14 protein-coding genes are annotated in these 15,125 nt (G+C 70.7%); 5 read left to right on the top strand and 9 right to left on the bottom strand.

Annotation, left to right across the window (positions count from 1 at the left end; all coding sequences use genetic code 11):
* The first annotated feature begins 29 nt into the window (after positions 1-29).
* From ACFVY3_RS06520 to ACFVY3_RS06540, 5 genes are all read left to right on the top strand, one after another.
* Positions 30-1,598, top strand: coding sequence for an efflux RND transporter periplasmic adaptor subunit (locus ACFVY3_RS06520; RefSeq protein WP_400159158.1), 1,569 nt, complete (start codon positions 30-32; stop codon positions 1,596-1,598).
* 3 nt (positions 1,599-1,601) lie between these two features.
* Positions 1,602-2,321 carry an ABC transporter ATP-binding protein gene (locus tag ACFVY3_RS06525; RefSeq protein ID WP_400159159.1) on the top strand — a complete coding sequence of 240 codons (720 nt, stop codon included), beginning with the start codon at positions 1,602-1,604 and terminating at the stop codon, positions 2,319-2,321.
* The gene (locus ACFVY3_RS06530; protein ID WP_400159160.1) at positions 2,318-3,562 is read left to right on the top strand and encodes an ABC transporter permease; all 1,245 of its coding nucleotides are present in this window, start codon (positions 2,318-2,320) and stop codon (positions 3,560-3,562) included. Before ACFVY3_RS06525 ends, ACFVY3_RS06530 begins: the two co-directional genes overlap by 4 nt.
* Before the next feature lie 7 nt (positions 3,563-3,569).
* Complete coding sequence (locus tag ACFVY3_RS06535) at positions 3,570-4,154, top strand: hypothetical protein (RefSeq protein WP_400159161.1); 585 nt, start codon at positions 3,570-3,572, stop codon at positions 4,152-4,154.
* A 163-nt stretch (positions 4,155-4,317) separates the two neighbouring features.
* Positions 4,318-4,665 carry a VOC family protein gene (locus ACFVY3_RS06540; RefSeq protein ID WP_400159162.1) on the top strand — a complete coding sequence of 116 codons (348 nt, stop codon included), beginning with the start codon at positions 4,318-4,320 and terminating at the stop codon, positions 4,663-4,665.
* 114 nt (positions 4,666-4,779) lie between these two features.
* Here the strand turns inward: ACFVY3_RS06540 and ACFVY3_RS06545 are convergent, their stop codons facing one another.
* The 9 genes from ACFVY3_RS06545 to ACFVY3_RS06585 form a co-directional block, all read right to left on the bottom strand.
* Positions 4,780-6,945 (bottom strand): 3-hydroxyacyl-CoA dehydrogenase NAD-binding domain-containing protein, encoded by a 2,166-nt coding sequence (locus ACFVY3_RS06545; protein WP_400159163.1) that lies wholly within the window; start codon positions 6,943-6,945, stop codon positions 4,780-4,782.
* Complete coding sequence (locus tag ACFVY3_RS06550; RefSeq protein WP_400159164.1) at positions 6,942-8,246, bottom strand: thiolase family protein; 1,305 nt, start codon at positions 8,244-8,246, stop codon at positions 6,942-6,944. Before ACFVY3_RS06550 ends, ACFVY3_RS06545 begins: the two co-directional genes overlap by 4 nt.
* 145 nt (positions 8,247-8,391) lie before the next feature.
* Positions 8,392-9,774, bottom strand: coding sequence for an HRDC domain-containing protein (locus tag ACFVY3_RS06555; RefSeq protein ID WP_400159165.1), 1,383 nt, complete (start codon positions 9,772-9,774; stop codon positions 8,392-8,394).
* A gap of 116 nt (positions 9,775-9,890) precedes the next feature.
* Positions 9,891-10,529: a DUF3000 domain-containing protein gene (locus ACFVY3_RS06560; protein WP_400159166.1), complete on the bottom strand. Its 639-nt coding sequence runs from the start codon at positions 10,527-10,529 to the stop codon at positions 9,891-9,893.
* Positions 10,530-10,598: 69 nt separating this feature from the next.
* Positions 10,599-11,690 (bottom strand): threonine aldolase family protein, encoded by a 1,092-nt coding sequence (locus ACFVY3_RS06565; protein ID WP_400159284.1) that lies wholly within the window; start codon positions 11,688-11,690, stop codon positions 10,599-10,601.
* A gap of 37 nt (positions 11,691-11,727) precedes the next feature.
* A complete protein-coding gene (locus ACFVY3_RS06570) occupies positions 11,728-12,459 on the bottom strand; it encodes an SDR family NAD(P)-dependent oxidoreductase (protein ID WP_400159167.1) in 732 nt (243 codons plus the stop codon).
* Complete coding sequence (locus tag ACFVY3_RS06575; RefSeq protein ID WP_400159168.1) at positions 12,456-13,835, bottom strand: DUF6421 family protein; 1,380 nt, start codon at positions 13,833-13,835, stop codon at positions 12,456-12,458. Before ACFVY3_RS06575 ends, ACFVY3_RS06570 begins: the two co-directional genes overlap by 4 nt.
* A gap of 146 nt (positions 13,836-13,981) precedes the next feature.
* A complete protein-coding gene (gene msrB, locus ACFVY3_RS06580; protein WP_400159169.1) occupies positions 13,982-14,479 on the bottom strand; it encodes a peptide-methionine (R)-S-oxide reductase MsrB in 498 nt (165 codons plus the stop codon).
* A gap of 14 nt (positions 14,480-14,493) precedes the next feature.
* Positions 14,494-14,985: a hypothetical protein gene (locus tag ACFVY3_RS06585; protein WP_290258084.1), complete on the bottom strand. Its 492-nt coding sequence runs from the start codon at positions 14,983-14,985 to the stop codon at positions 14,494-14,496.
* Positions 14,986-15,125 lie beyond the last annotated feature (140 nt).

A 15,125-nucleotide genomic window follows, 5' to 3' on the forward strand; every position in this document is an offset into this window, starting at 1 on the left:
CCCCCAGCCACGGCCGATACCGTCCAGCCATGACCTCAAAAACCCTTGTCATCAACTCTGCCCTGGGCGCCCTGATTCTGGCGCTCGGAGCGGGCACCTACCTCTCCGTCACGGCCGCAGGGTCCACCACCCCGGCCGCCTCGGTGCGGACGGTTGCGGTGACCAAGGCCGGCATCTCCTCGGTGGCCACCGCCTCGGGCAACGTCACCTCCGCCACCACCACCGTGGTCAACGCCCAAAACTGCACCGGCGCCATCATCTCCGTCAGCGCCGCCGCCGGCCAGCAGGTCGCCGCAAGCCAGCAGTTGCTGACCATCGATCCCACCAACGCCCAGAACGCGCTCAAGACCGCCGAGGCCCAGCTCGCCTCCGTCACCGCGCAGGCCAACCAGCAGGAGGTCAGCGCCGCCGGGCAGGTGTCCTCTGCGAACCAGAGCCTCGTCAACGCCCAGCAGTCCGCCAACCTGGACGCCACCCAGCAGGCCGCGGCCGTGGCGGCGGCGCAGAAGGCCGTGGACGCGGACAACGCCGCCGTCACCGCAGCCCAGACCCAGCCGGTGCCCACCCCCAAGCCGGCCAACTGGACGGACCCCGTCGTCGCGGCCCAGAACCAGCTCGCCAAGGACCAGCAGGCGCTCACCACCGCGCAGAACCAGTCCTCCTCCACCCAGCTCAAAGACAAGCAGCAGCTCGCCACCGCGTCCACCGCGCTGGGCAACGCCCAGAACTCCGCGGCCTCCGCCGGCGGCACCAACATCACGAGTGCCCAGGTGGCGGTGGAGACCGCGCAGGCCAACCTGGCCTCCTGCAACGTCAACGCCCCCGCTGCCGGCACGGTCACCGCCGTCAACGCCACGGTGGGCGCCCTCGCCGGCTCCTCCGGCGGCTCGGGCTCCGCCGCGGCGGGGTCCACCGGAAGCGGCGCAACCAGCGGCGGGGCGTCCGGCGGGTCCGCCGCCTCCGCCGGCAGCAGCACCACCGCGGCCAGCGGCGGCTCCTCCACGGGCTTGGTCACCATCAGCGACACCACGCACCTCCAGGTGGTGGCCGGGTTCTCCGAGTCCGACATCGCCGCCATGAAGCCGGAGCAGACCGCCCAGTTCGTCTTCCCGGCCCTGAACGCCCAAGGCAACGCCCAGCCGGCCACCGCCGCACCGGTGACCGGCAAGGTGGTCTCGATCGCGCAGACCTCCAGCACCACCAACGGCGTCGTAACCTACCCGGTGACCGTGTCCATCGCCAACCCGCCCGCCGGCCTGCGCCTGGGCCAGAGCGCCAACATCACCGTCACCACCGCCGTCGCGGACAACGCGCTCCTGGTCCCGAGCCTCGCGGTGACCACCAGCGGCGACCGGCAGACCGTGAACGTCATCCGGAACGGCGTCACCACCCCCACCAAGGTCACCACCGGAATCACCGCCAACGGCAGGACCCAGATCCTGACCGGGCTCTCCGAGGGCGACCAGATCGAGCTGCCCGCCATCTCCAATACCCTGGACAGCGGCACCGGAACCACCCAGCAGGGCGGCGCCGGCTTTGGCGGGGCCGGGTTCGGCGGCGGCACCCGCGGCGGCGGCAGCCGGAACGGCGGCCAGTAGGCCATGTCGGCGGTCATCGAGCTGACCAACGTCAGCAAGGTCTATGGCAGGGGAGAGGCCGAGGTCCGGGCCCTGGACGGCGTCAGCATCGGCATCGAGCGGGGCGACTTCGTGGCCATCATCGGCGCCTCCGGGTCCGGCAAATCCACCATGATGAACATCATCGGCTGCCTTGATGCCCCCACCTCGGGCGGCTACTTCCTCGACGGCATCCGCACCGCTGACCTGGACGAGTACCAGCAGGCGCAGATCCGCAACCGCAAGATCGGTTTCGTCTTCCAGAACTTCAACCTCATCTCCCGCACCAAGGCCGCGGACAACGTGGCCATGCCGCTCGCCTACGCGGGCGTCGGGCGGCAGGAACGGCACACCCGGGCGCTGGCGATGCTCGACGCCGTCGGCCTCGCCAGCCGCGCGGACCACAAACCCTCCCAGCTCTCCGGCGGCCAGCAGCAGCGCGTGGCGATCGCCCGGGCGCTGGTCACCAACCCGGTGCTGCTCCTCGCCGACGAACCCACCGGCGCCCTCGATTCCCGGTCCTCCGACGAGATCCTGGACCTGTTCGAACGGCTGCACGCGGCCGGGCGCACCATCGTCATGATCACCCACGAGATGGACGTGGCGGAGCGCGCCGGCCGCGTGGTCCGGATGCAGGACGGCCGGATCATCTCCGACGGCCGGCAGCGTCCGCTCCGCGTCCCCGCCCTGGCGGCCGCGCAATGAGCCTCCTGGAATCCGCGCGCTTCGCCCTGGCCGGCGTGGCAGCCAACAAGCTGCGCTCGGTGCTCACCACGCTGGGCATCCTCATCGGCATCGCCGCGGTGATCGTCCTGCTCGCCGTCGGCGCCGGCACCAGCAACGCCATCAAGGCGCAGATCGGCAAACTCGGCACCAACGTGCTGACCGTCAGCCGCTCCACGTCGGTGGGCGGACGGGCCGGGGCCGGCACCGCGGTCAGCGGCACCCGGACCAGGAGCACCAACCTCACCCTGGACGACGAGAAGTCGCTGACGGACCCGGTGCTGGCGCCCGACGTCGCCCGCACCGCGCCGATCGTCCAGGCACAGGGGGTGACCGGGACGTACAACAACGCCACGCACTCGGTGGCGAGCTTCCTCGGCACCACGGCGCCCTACTTCACCATCAGCAACAGCACGGTGGCGGCCGGCAGCCTCTTCACCGACGCGGACCAGCAGGGGGCCGCTCCGGTCGCGGTGATCGGAGCCACGGTTGCCTCGGACCTCTTCGGCGCCTCCACCGCCTCCGCCGTCGGCCAGACCATCCAGCTCAACGGGCAGAACTTCACCGTGTCCGGGGTGCTCACCGCCAAGGGCTCCTCCGGCCTGAACGATCCCGATGACATCGTGGTTGTCCCGCTCTCGACGGCGCAGAGCAAGTTCACCGGCTACGCGCCGACGCTCGCCTCGATCACGGTCCAGGCGGCGTCCGCGGATGTGATGAACCAGGCGCAGAACGAACTGCAGATGATCCTGGACGCCCGGCACGGCGTGGATGCGATCAACCGCGATTACCAGATCCGGAACCAGGCACAGATCCTTACCACCGCCACCAATACCACCCAGACCCTGACCATCCTGCTGGGCGCCGTGGCGGCGATCAGCCTGCTGGTGGGCGGCATCGGCGTCATGAACATCATGTTGGTCACGGTCACCGAACGGACGCGGGAGATCGGCATCCGCAAGGCGATCGGCGCCTCCCGCGGCAGCATCGTCGCCCAGTTCCTGATCGAGTCGCTGATCATCTCCGTGATCGGCGGTGTGGCCGGGATCGCGATCGGGTTCGCCGGCAGCGCCTTCCCGGTGCTCGGTGTGCAGCCCGAGGTCCAGCCGTGGACGGTGTGGCTGTCGCTGGCCGTCTCCGCCGTGATCGGCCTGGTCTTCGGTGTCTATCCCGCCAACAAGGCCGCGAAGCTGCGGCCCATCGACGCCCTCCGCTATGAATAGGACAGCCATGAAGAACGTATTTGCCGGCGCCGAGGGCGCACGCCGCCGCCGCGGGACCGTTGGGGAGGACGACGGCGGGGCCGCCCTTGGGAGGACGGACGCCGAAGCCGCCGGCACCCAGGCGCTGCCGGTGACCGCGGAGACCGGGTCCTGGGGAGGCCCGCACCCGGCCACGGACGCGTTGCCCGCCGGTACGGCGACGGAGGCGCTGCACACGGCGGCGCTGCCGGCGTCGGCCCCGGAACTGCCGGACGCCGCGGACGAGCCGTTCGTCCCGCGCAGCCGCTACGTCATGGGCCGGTCCACCAAGATCCTCGTCTGCGTCGCCCTCGTGGCCGGCGGCATGTTCGCGGGCTCCGCCGTGCAAAAGCAGATCGACGCCGGCAACCGCTCCCAGCGGGCCAACTTCGGGACCTTTCAGAACGGCGGCAACGCCGGATCCCAGAACGGCGGAGGCGCCGGTAGCACGACGCCGGGCCAGGGCCGCCGCGGCGGACAGACGGGCACCGGCGGGACCACCGGCACCGCCGGCGGCAGTGGAACCGGCGCGGGCGGGCAGTCGTCGGCGCCGGCCCAGGGCGGGAGCAAGTAGGGCGGTCCCGGTGGTGCCGAACGTGCAGAACGTGCAGAACGTGCCGGCGCACCGTACGGGCTTCCGCGGTGCGGTCCGCCCCTCCCGGTAGAGTGCGGGGCAGTTTCCTATCCCTCTCCCGTCCCGAGGAGAGGCGCATCAACCAACCGGAGGTCCGCCGCCCATGAATCCCGTCCGCGCCGAGATCGGCACCGTCTTCGTCCCCGTCAGCGACATCGCGGCCGCGAGGGACTGGTACTGCGGCCTCATGGGCGTACCGGCGGACGGTGAGATCCTCTTCGACCACCTCTACCTCCTGCCGATGACCGGCGCCGGGCTGGTCCTGGACAGCAAAATCTTCTCCCCGGACGCCGTGTTCCGGGCGCCGGCCTTCCACCTGAACACCGGCGATATCGACGCCGCCCACCGCCACCTGACCGGCCTCGGCGGGGAAGTCATGGACATCACGGACGGCCGGTGGTTCACCTTCCGCGACCCGGACGGCAACCTCCTGATGATCTGCGAGTGTTAGCCGCCCAAGGTGGCAGCGGTAGCGGCAGACACAGCAAAGTGAGCAGACACAGCAAAACGCCGCCGTTTACCGCCCGGGGGCAGAAAACGGCGGCGCTTTGACCAGGCCGGCAGCCTACGCGGCCGGCTCCGAGGCCACGCCCGCGGGCAGGAACTTCTTCCCGTTGACCCGCTCCGAGGCGCCCACCCGGTCCAGGTAGGGGGTGATGCCGCCCAGGAACATCGGCCAGCCGGCACCCAGGATCATGCAGAGGTCAATGTCCTCCGGCCCGGCCACGACGCCCTCGGAGAGCATCAGCCCGATCTCCTCGGCCAAGGCGTCCTGCACCCGGCGCAGCACGTCCTCGGCGGTCGAGGCCGAGTCGCCGAAGCTCATCAGCGCCAGCGTTTCCTCGGGGATCCGGGGGGAGCCGGCCTTCACGGCGGCGGGGTCCCAGACGGAGGTCACGCCGTTGTCGATCAGGGCCTGCAGGTTCTTCGAGACCGGGAACCGATCGCCGAAGGCCTCGTGCAGGGATTCCTGGACGTGCTGCGCGACCGGCAGTCCCACCATGGCGCCGAGCACGAACGGCGTCATGGGCAGGCCCATCGGGCGCAGGGCATTGTCCGCGACGTCGGCCGGGGTGCCCTCGTCGAACGCGGCCGTGACCTCGCCCATGAGCCGCAGCAGGATCCGGTTGACCACGAACGCCGCGGCGTCCTTGACGAGGACGGCGGACTTCTTGAGTCCCTTGGCGAGGACGAACGCGGTGGCCAGCACGGCGTCGTCAGTCTTCGGCGCCCGGACGATCTCCAGCAGCGGCATCACGGCCACCGGGTTGAAGAAGTGGAAGCCCACCAGGCGTTCCGGGTGCTCCAGGTCCTCCGCCATGGCGGTGACCGAGAGCGAGGAGGTGTTGGTGGCCAGGATGCACTCGGGCGAGACGATCGCCTCGACCTCCTTGAACACCTGCTTCTTGACGTTGAGTTCCTCGAAGACAGCCTCGATCACGAAGTCGGCGTCGGCGAAGGCTTCCTTGGACACCGAACCGCTGACCAGTGCCTTGGTGCGGTTCGCGGCGTCAGGGCTGATCCGCTTCTTCGCCAGCAGCTTGTCCACCTCGCCGTGGACGTAGGTGACGCCCTTGTCCACGCGGGCCTGGTCGATGTCCGTCATCACCACGGGGACCTTGAGCTGGCGGGCGAACAGCAGCGCCAGCTGGCCGGCCATCAGGCCCGCGCCGACGACGCCGACCTTGGTCACCGGCCGGGCGAGCTTGCGGTCCGGGGCCCCTGCGGGCCGCTTGGCCCGGCGCTGCACCAGGTCCAGGAAGGCGTACACGGTGGAGCGGAACTCGTCGGTCTGCATCAGGTCGGCGAGGGTCTGGCACTCCAGCTCGGCCGACTCGGCCTGGGTCATGGTGCGGTTGGCCTCGAGGACGTCCAGGACCTTGGCCGGGGCGGGGGAAGCGTTGGAGGTCTTGGCCTCCACGAACGCCCGTCCCGCGGCGACCGCGCCGGCCCAGCGCTCGGCGACCGCGGGATCGGCGGGGTCGACGGCGGCGGCGCGTGCCGGGGTTTCGACGCCGGCGATCACCTTCGCGGCCCAGGCCACGGACTGCTCCACGAAGTCGGCCGGCTCGAAGATCGCGTCCGCGACGCCGAGGTCGAAGGCCTGCGGTCCGGTCAGGGTGCGGTTGTTGCTCAGCGGGTTCTCGATCATCACCTTGACGGCGTTCTCCGGCCCGATCAGCCGCGGCAGGATGTACACGCCGCCCCAGCCCGGAACCAGGCCGATGAATGCCTCCGGCAGCGCCAGGGCACCCGCACCGGTGGAGACCGTGCGGTAGGTCGACTGCAGCGCGATCTCCAGCCCGCCGCCCAGGGCCAGGCCGTTGATGAACGCGAAGCTCGGCACGCCCAGATTCGCCAGGGTGGAGTAGACCTCGTGGCCCAGTTGGGCCATCCAGAGGCCCTGCTCGCGGCCGCTGACCGACTTGACCGTGGACAGGTCCGCGCCGGCGACCAGGAAGTACGGCTTGCCGGTGACGCCGACGCCGACGATCTCGCCGCGGGCGGCCCGCTCGCGCAGGCCCTCGAGGACGGTGCCCAGCTCCACCAGGGTGTTCGGGCCCAGGGTGGTGGGCTTGGAGTGGTCCAGGCCATTGTCGAGGGTGACCAGCGCGAATGTGCCCGGGCTGGTGCCGTTCACGGCTGGAAGCTCGATGTCCTGGACGTAGGAGTGGGTCACCGTCTCGTTCGGAAACAGGGTGGCAAGTTTCTGGAAATCGGCGGCGCTCATGCTGCTGCTCCCGTCTCGGTGGCGGTGTCGCCCGTGGTGGTGGTCTCGGTGCCGTAGTCGGCGTGGTGCGGGTTCTCCCAGATGACGGTGGCGCCCATGCCCAGGCCAATGCACATGGTGGTCATGCCGTAGCGGACTGACGGGTCCTCTTCGAACTGGCGGGCCAGCTGGTTCATCAGGCGCACGCCCGAGGAGGCCAGCGGGTGGCCGACGGCGATCGCGCCGCCGTAGCGGTTGACCCGGGGGTCGTCGTCGGCGATCCCGAAGTGGTCCAGGAAGCTGAGCACCTGCACGGCGAAGGCCTCGTTGATCTCGAACAGGCCGATGTCCTCGATGCCGAGGCCGGCGTTCTTCAGCGCCTTTTCGGTGGCCGGGACCGGGCCGATGCCCATGACCTCGGGTTCGACGCCGGCAAAGGCGTAGCTGACCAGGCGCATCTTGACCGGCAGGCCCAGTTCCTCGGCGGCGTCGGCGGAGGCCAGCAGTGCGGCGGTGGCGCCGTCGTTGAGTCCGGCGGCATTGCCGGCGGTGACACGGCCGTGCGCGCGGAACGGCGTGCGCAGCCCGGCGAGGTCCTCCACCGTGGTGCCGGGGCGGGGAGGCTCGTCCACGGAGTTCACGGTCCAGCCCTGGCCCGGCTTCATGGTGGCCACGGGGACCAGGTCCGGCTGGATCTGCTCCTTGGCGTAGGCCGCGGCGAGCTTGTCCTGGGAGGCGACGGCGTAGGCGTCGGTGCGCTCCTTGGTGATGGCGGGGAACCGGTCGTGCAGGTTCTCGGCCGTGTTGCCCATGTTCAGGGCGGCGGGGTCCACGATCCGCTCGGACATGAACCGCGGGTTCGGGTCCGCGCCGGCGCCCATCGGGTGGTTGCCCATGTGTTCGACGCCGCCGGCGATGACGACGTCGTAGGCGCCGAAGCCGATGCCGCTGGCGGTGGTGGTGACGGCGGTCATGGCGCCCGCGCACATGCGGTCGATGGCGAAGCCGGGAACGGTGCGGGGCAGGCCGGCGAGCAGGGCCGCGGTGCGGCCGATGGTCAGGCCCTGGTCACCGGTCTGCGTGGTGGCGGCGATGGCGACCTCGTCGATCCGCCCGGCCGGGAGGGAGGGGTTGCGGCGCATCAGCTCGCGGATGCACTTGACCACCAGGTCATCGGCGCGGGTCCCGGCGTAGATGCCTTTCTCGCCGGCGCGGCCGAATGGGGTGCGCACGCCGTCGACGAAGACGACGTCGCGCACGGCGCGGTGGGCGGAGCGGGGGGTGCCGCTGCTGCGGGCTCCGCTGGGGCTGTCTTGGCTCACGTGTAACTCCTCATTGAGACAGGGGTGCCGGGCCCGTCCCCGCGGCCGGTGACGGCTGGTGCGCGGGATGGCCCTGGCGGCATCGCTAGCAATGTTACTCGTGAGTAACATCACAAGCAAGGAGCCTGCCCCGGAACTTAGGCAGTCAGACAGCGGGCGGCGTGATCGGCTTGGGTTCCTTGGGCGGCAGCGGCTGCGGGTTGAGGAACGAGTCCGCGATCAGCCCGGCGGTGAGCTCGATCTGCCACTGGCGGGCGCCGAGGTTCTGCAGCTCCTCGGCGATGCCCTCCTCGCTGACCTCGGCCGGCGGGCGCCAGGCCACGCGGCGCAGGAAGTCGGGGGTGAGCAGGTTCTCCACCGGCAGGTTCAGTTCCTCGGCCAGGGCCTGGAGCCGGGGACGTGCGGTGGCCAGGCGTGCCGCGGCCTCGGGGTCACGATCGGCCCAGACGCGCGGCGGCGGGGGAGCGTTGGTGGGCAGGTGTAGCGGAGGCAGATCCTCAAGGTTGCGGGCGGTGCTGATGCAGCGGAGCCAGCGCGGGGCCTCGCGCTGGGCGGCCCGGCCGTGGAAGCCCTTGGTGCCCAGCAGCTGCGGGACCGTGGTGGGCATCGCCTTCGCCGCGGCCACCAGGGAGGAATCGGGGATCAGCCGGCCGGGGGCGACGTCGCGCTTCTGGGCCAGCGAGTCACGCTCTAGCCAGAGTTCGCGGACCGCTGCGAGTTGCCGGCGGTCGCGGATTTGGTGCAGGCCGGAGGTCTTGCGCCACGGGTCCACCCGCGGCGGCGCCTGTCCGGCCTCAAGGATCGCGGCGAACTCCTGCTCGGCGTACTCCAGCTTGCCGTCCGCGGTCAGCAGTTCGATCAGTTCCTCACGGAGCTCGGTGAGGACCTCGACGTCGAGGGCGGCGTAGCGCAGCCAGGGCTCGGGCAGCGGCCGGGTGGACCAGTCTGCGGCGGAGTGTTCCTTCGCCAGGCCGAAGCCCAGGAGCTGTTCGATCACGGCGGCCAGGCCCACCCGGGGAAGTCCGGCCAGCCGGGCGGCGAGTTCGGTGTCGAAGAGTTTGTCCGGCCACATGCCCAGCTCGGAGAGGCAGGGGAGGTCCTGGCTTGCCGCGTGCAGGATCCATTCCACGCCGCGGAGCGCGTCGTTGATGATGGTCAGGTCGCGGAAGGGTTCCGGGTCGATCAGCCAGGTTCCGGCCCCCTCGCGGCGGATCTGGACCAGGAAGGCCCGCTGGCCGTAGCGGAAGCCGGAGGCCCGTTCGGCGTCGACGCCGGCGGGGCCGTGGCCGGCGGCGAGGGCCGCTGCGCACCGTTCCAGGCCGGCCTGCGTTTCGATCACGAGGGGGACGCCGTCGCGCGGGGCGTCCAGGTCGATGACCGCGGGAACCAGGCTGTCGAAGCCCTCGACGGTGATGTGCTCGGCTCCTCCGGGCTCCGGCGTGCCGCCCGCTGTGGCGGCGGCGGTGGGGGCGGCGGCTGGTGCGTCAGCCGTGTCTGCGGGGCTGGAGTCCGGTATCTGAGCGGTCATGGTAACTCCAGTTTACCGATAACCCCGCTGAGCAGGCCGAAAGCCGCTTGACGGGACACCGCGGCAGGGTCCGGCAAGGGGCGTAAACGGTGCTCCCAGGGGCGCCGGAGGGGTGCTCAGGCGAGCCGGGGGCGCCGGCGCGGGAGCACGGCCACGCCCTCGGGAAGCGGCGGCAGTCCGGCGAAGGTGCAGACCATGTCGGCCCAGGCCTCCAGGTGGGCGCCGATGTCCCGTCCCTCCGGGGTCCAGGAGGCCCGCAGCTCGATGTCGATGGTGCCGGGACGGTCCGCCAGCGTGCCGAAGCTTTCCGAGAGAACGCGGGTGGCGGTCCCGCCGGCGGAGCGGTACGGGGCCCGGTGGTTTTCCAGCGCCTCGACCAACCACGTCCAGGCCACGGAGCCGAGCATTTCGTCGTTGCCCATGTCGGGTTCGAGCTGGGCGCGGATGTAGGTGACGATCCGGAATTCGCCGTCCCAGACCTCGGAACCGTCCGGGTCGTGCAGGAGGATGAAGCGCCCGGTGGCGAGTTCGACGTCGTCGCTCCCGGCGGCCGGTGCCAGCGCCGCAGCCGCGGGGCCGTGGACCGGTGCCCCGTCGCCGGGTCCCACTACCTCGGCGCCGAGGGCGACGGCGAAGGGGGCCAGCCGGGCGGGGGCGGGGATCTCGTCGAGACGCAATTCGCTGCGGCAGCGGGCTTCGCGGAGGGTGCCCAGGGCGAAGAGGAAATCCGCCGGCGCCTGGTCGAGTGCAGTCACAGGGACAGGGTAAGCACGGGGTCCGCCCCGGCCGGGCAGGCTCGCCGCCGGGCCGGAGCGGAGGGACGCCTAGTGGTCCGCGAGTTCGTGCCGGATGGCGGCGACAAAGGCATCGACGTCGTCCTCGGTGGTGTCGAAGGAGCACATCCAGCGCACCTCGCGCCGCGCTTCGTCCCAGTCGTAGAACCGGAACGAGGTGCGGAGCCGGTCCGCCACGCCGGGAGGAAGGATGGCGAAGACGCCGTTGGACTCGGTCTTCTGACTCAGCTCGACGCCGGGGACGGACTCGACGCCGGCGCGCAGCCGGGCCGCCATGGCGTTGGCGTGCGAGGCCGAGCGCAGCCACAGGTCGCCCTCCAGCAGGGCGATGAACTGCGCGGACATGAACCGCATCTTGGAGGCCAGCTGCATGTTCATCTTGCGCAGGTAGATCAGGCCGTGGGCGGCCTCGGGGTTGAGGGCCACCACCACTTCGCCGAACAGCAGGCCGTTCTTGGTGCCGCCGAAGGAGAGGATGTCGACGCCGGCGTCGCGGGTGAAGGCGCGCAGCGGCACGCCCAGGTGGGCGGCGGCGTTGGCCAGCCGGGCGCCGTCCATGTGCAGCTTCATGCCCTTGGCGTGCACGTGCTCGGCGATGGCCCGGACTTCCTCCGGGGTGTAGCAGGTGCCCAGTTCGGTGGTCTGGGTGATGGAGACGGCCAGCGGCTGGGCGCGGTGCTCATCGCCCCAGCCCCAGGCCTCCTGGTCGATCAACGCGGGGGTCAGCTTGCCGTCCGGCGTCGGGACCTGCAGCAGCTTGATGCCGCCGATCCGCTCCGGGGCGCCGTTCTCGTCCATGTTGATGTGGGCGGTGGAGGCGCAGATGACCGCACCCCACCGGGGCAGCAGCGACTGCAGGGAGAGCACGTTCGCGCCGGTGCCGTTGAAGACCGGGAAGCACTCGATGCCGGTGCCGAAGTGTTCCTCCATCAGCTGCTGGAGGCGGGCGGTGTAGTCGTCCTCGCCGTAGGAGACCTGGTGGCCCTCGTTGGCGGCGGTCAGGGCGGCCAGCACCTCGGGGTGCACGCCGGAGTAGTTGTCGGAGGCGAAGCCGCGGACCGCGGGGTTGTGCAGCCGGGCGATCGTGGGTGCTTGTTCGGGGGTGTGGACCGCGCTGGTCATCGTTTCGTTCACGCTTTCAGTGTAGGCAGGTGCCGGTTCAGCGGCTAAGCGGCAGGCGCTGGCCGTTGAGTTCCCCGGCGGGGGTGTCGAAGAGCCGGACGACGGCGGCGGCCAGGTCGGCGACGTCCGTGTAGCCCGGGAATTTCCGCTCCGGCGCCGCGGCGCGCATGGCGTCGTCGACCAGCGCCTTGACCACGAAGACCGCCGCGGCGCTGTGCTGTTCCACCGGGTGTTCCTTGTGGCCGGACTGCTCGCGGCGGAAGCCGTCGGCCACGGCCAGGGTCCAGGCTTCGGCGGCGGCCTTAGCCGCGGCGTAGCTGGCCGCGCCGGCGGTCGGGGCGGCCGCGGTGGTGGAGGAGACCATGGCGAACCGCCCGGTGCCGGAGGCGGCGAGGTCGTCGTAGAAGGCGCGACTGACGTTGCGGAGCGTGGTCACGGCGTTCCGTTCCAGGAAGTCCCAGTCCTCATTGGGCTGGTCCGCGATGCCCTTGGCGCCGCGCCAGCCGCCCACCAGGTGGATGACGCCGTCGAGCCGGACGCCCCGCCCGGTGAGGTCTGCGCGCAGGGCAGCGACGGCGGCCGGGTCGGCCAGGTCGCAGGTCAGCGGGACCACGCCCTCCCCGGCGGCGGCCGCGGCGGCCGTGATCCGGGCGGCGTCCGAGCCGACGGTGAAGACCGCGTGCCCGGCGCCGCGGAGGGCGCGGGCGACGGCGATGCCGGAGGCGCCGCTGCCGCCCGCGACCAGGACGTTCAGCACGTCAGCGCTCATGCGACGGTGGCGGTGGCGGAGCTGCCGGTGATGCCCGCGGTGGACTCGATGACGGTGCGCATCTTCTTCTCCAGCGCCTCGTAGAACATCGAGAGCGGGAACTCGTCGTCGAGGACCTGGTCGGTCAGGCCGCGCGGCGGGCCGTCGAGGGGGAGCGCCTCCGGGCCCTTGGCCCAGACCGAGGCCGGGTTGGGCGTGACGGTCGAGGAGATGAGCTCATACGCGGCCAGCCAGTGGGCGGTCTTGGGCCGGTCGATCGAGCGCCAGTAGAGTTCCTCGATCCGGGCGCCGAGTTCGACGACGACGTCGGCGGCCTCGTCCCAGTCGATGCTCAGGCGGCTGTCGGTCCAGTGCAGGACGTGGTGCTGGTGCATCCAGGCGAAGAGCAGTTGGCCGCCCAGGCCGTCGTAGTTGCGGACCCGGCTGCCGGTGATGGCGAAGCGGAAGATGCGGTCGAAGATCACGGCGTACTGCACCAGCTTGGCGTGCCGGCGGGCTTCCGGATCGGCGTCCTCGTCCTTTTCGATCTTCACGGATTCGCGGAAGGCGGTCAGGTCGCAGCGGAGTTCCTCGAGGGAGTACAGGAAGAAGGGCATGCGCTGCTTGATCATGAACGGGTCGAAGGGCAGGTCGCCGCGCATGTGGGTGCGGTCGTGGATCAGGTCCCACATCACGAAGGTTTCCTGGGTCAGCTCCTGGTCCTCGAGCAGGGCCGCGGCGTCGGCCGGCAGCTCCAAAGAGGTGATGTCCGCGGCGGCGCGCAGCACCCGGCGGAAGCGGGCGGCCTCACGGTCGGCGAAGATGGCGCCCCAGGTGAAGGTGGGGGTCTCGCGGACGGCGACGGTCTCCGGGAAGAGCACCGCGGAGTTGGTGTCGTAGCCGGGGGTGAAGTCGAGGAAGCGGATCGGCACGAAGAGCTTGTTGGAGTACTCGCCCGCTTCGAGGCCGTCGATGAATTCCGGCCAGATGACCTCGATCAGGACGGCTTCGACCAGCCGGTTGGTGCTGCCGTTCTGGGTGTACATCGGGAAGACCACCAGGTGCTGGAGTCCGTTGACCCGGTGCTGCTGCGGCTGGAAGGCCTGCAGGGAGTCCAGGAAGTCCGGGACGCCGAACCCGCCGTCGGCCCAGCGGCGGAAGTCCGTGACGAGCAGGTCCAGGTAAGCGGCGTCGTGCGGGAAGGCCGGGGCCATGGCGGCGATGGCCGCGGTGATGGTGGCGACGTGGTCCGCGGCGGCGGCGTGGTCCGCGGCCTCGGGGACCGAACCGTCCTTGATCTGCAGGGCCTGGAGGGCGGTGGCGGCGGACTTCAGGCGCTGCCAGTCCGGGGACTCGGCGGTGATCGGGGCGGAAACGGTGAGGGCGGTAGCGGTCACGTCGGCGGCCTTTCTGGTTGCTCGGGAATCTACGGCGAGCGTAGCAAGCAAGCAGCATCCCTAACGCAAAATTAGCGCGAGCATAAGAAAGACTGGGGCAACCGTGGCCGCCCCAGTCTTCCAGCTCAAGCTGTCCGCGCCCTTGGCTAGTCCTCTGCCGGAACCAGGGTCAGCGACACGGAGTTGATGCAGTACCGCTGGTCCGTGGGGGTGCCGTAGCCCTCGCCCTCAAAGACGTGGCCGAGGTGCGAATCGCAGGCGGCGCACCGGACCTCGATGCGCTCCATGCCCAGGGTACGGTCACGGATGTAGCGGACGTTGCCCTCCGCGAGCGGTGCCCAGAAGGAGGGCCAGCCGCAGTGCGAGTCGAACTTCTCGGCGCTGGTGAAGAGCTCGGTGCCGCAGGCGCGGCACTTGTAGACGCCCTGGGTGTGGGTGTCCCAGTACTCGCCGGTGTAGGGCCGTTCGGTGCCGGCCTGACGGAGCACCTGGTATTCGGCCGGGCTCAGTTCCTGGCGCCACTCATCCTCGGACTTGACCACCGGCCGCACGCCGGTGCCGGCAGTCTGCTCCGTGTCGGGTTCGGCGTCGGTGACGGGGGAGGGGACGGGTGAATTCTTGGGTTTGTTGCCAAAGATACTCATGGCATCCATAACGCTTAGGAGTCCCCGATAAATCCCGAGCCGGCGTACAGGTGCAACACCGGCAGGCCCAGCTTGTCCTGCGCCTCGTTGGCCCAATCGGTGTGGAAGGTGTCCGCCACCGCGTGCGGGCGGGTGATGACCACGGCCTGGCCGGCGTTGAGCTCCCGTGCCTTGGCAACCAGAGCGTCCACCGGCTTGCCTTCGACTACCTCTCCGGTCACGCCGCCGCCGATGCCGCCCAGGGCGGTCAGCGAGGCCGCGAGGGTCTCCGCGGCGGCCGTGCGCTCGTGCTCCGGATCCGGCTGCTTGCCGGAGAGTTCGCGGAATGCCTTCGCGAACTCCAGCATGGAGAGGTTCTCCAGGAAGTCCACCAGCAGGTGCCGTTCGGTGTTGGCCGGGACCAGGACCACCAGCGGCATGTCGCCGTCGGCGACCAGGGTCTCGATGTTGACGCGGTCGTCCGCGTTCAGGGGCTCTTCTGTCAGGATGACAATCGGGTCGCTCATGCCCCCAGCCTAGTCCCCGCGGAAAGCATCCGGGCGGGTCCCGCGCCCGATGCCGGACTGGCGTGCCGGGTGGGTGAGAATGATGGCATGGTCTCCCTTCCGCGTCCCTCCCGGCGTCCGGTGCCGGTACCGATGTCAGC

The organism is Arthrobacter sp. BPSS-3 (assembly GCF_044628475.1).
Classification (GTDB): domain Bacteria; phylum Actinomycetota; class Actinomycetes; order Actinomycetales; family Micrococcaceae; genus Arthrobacter.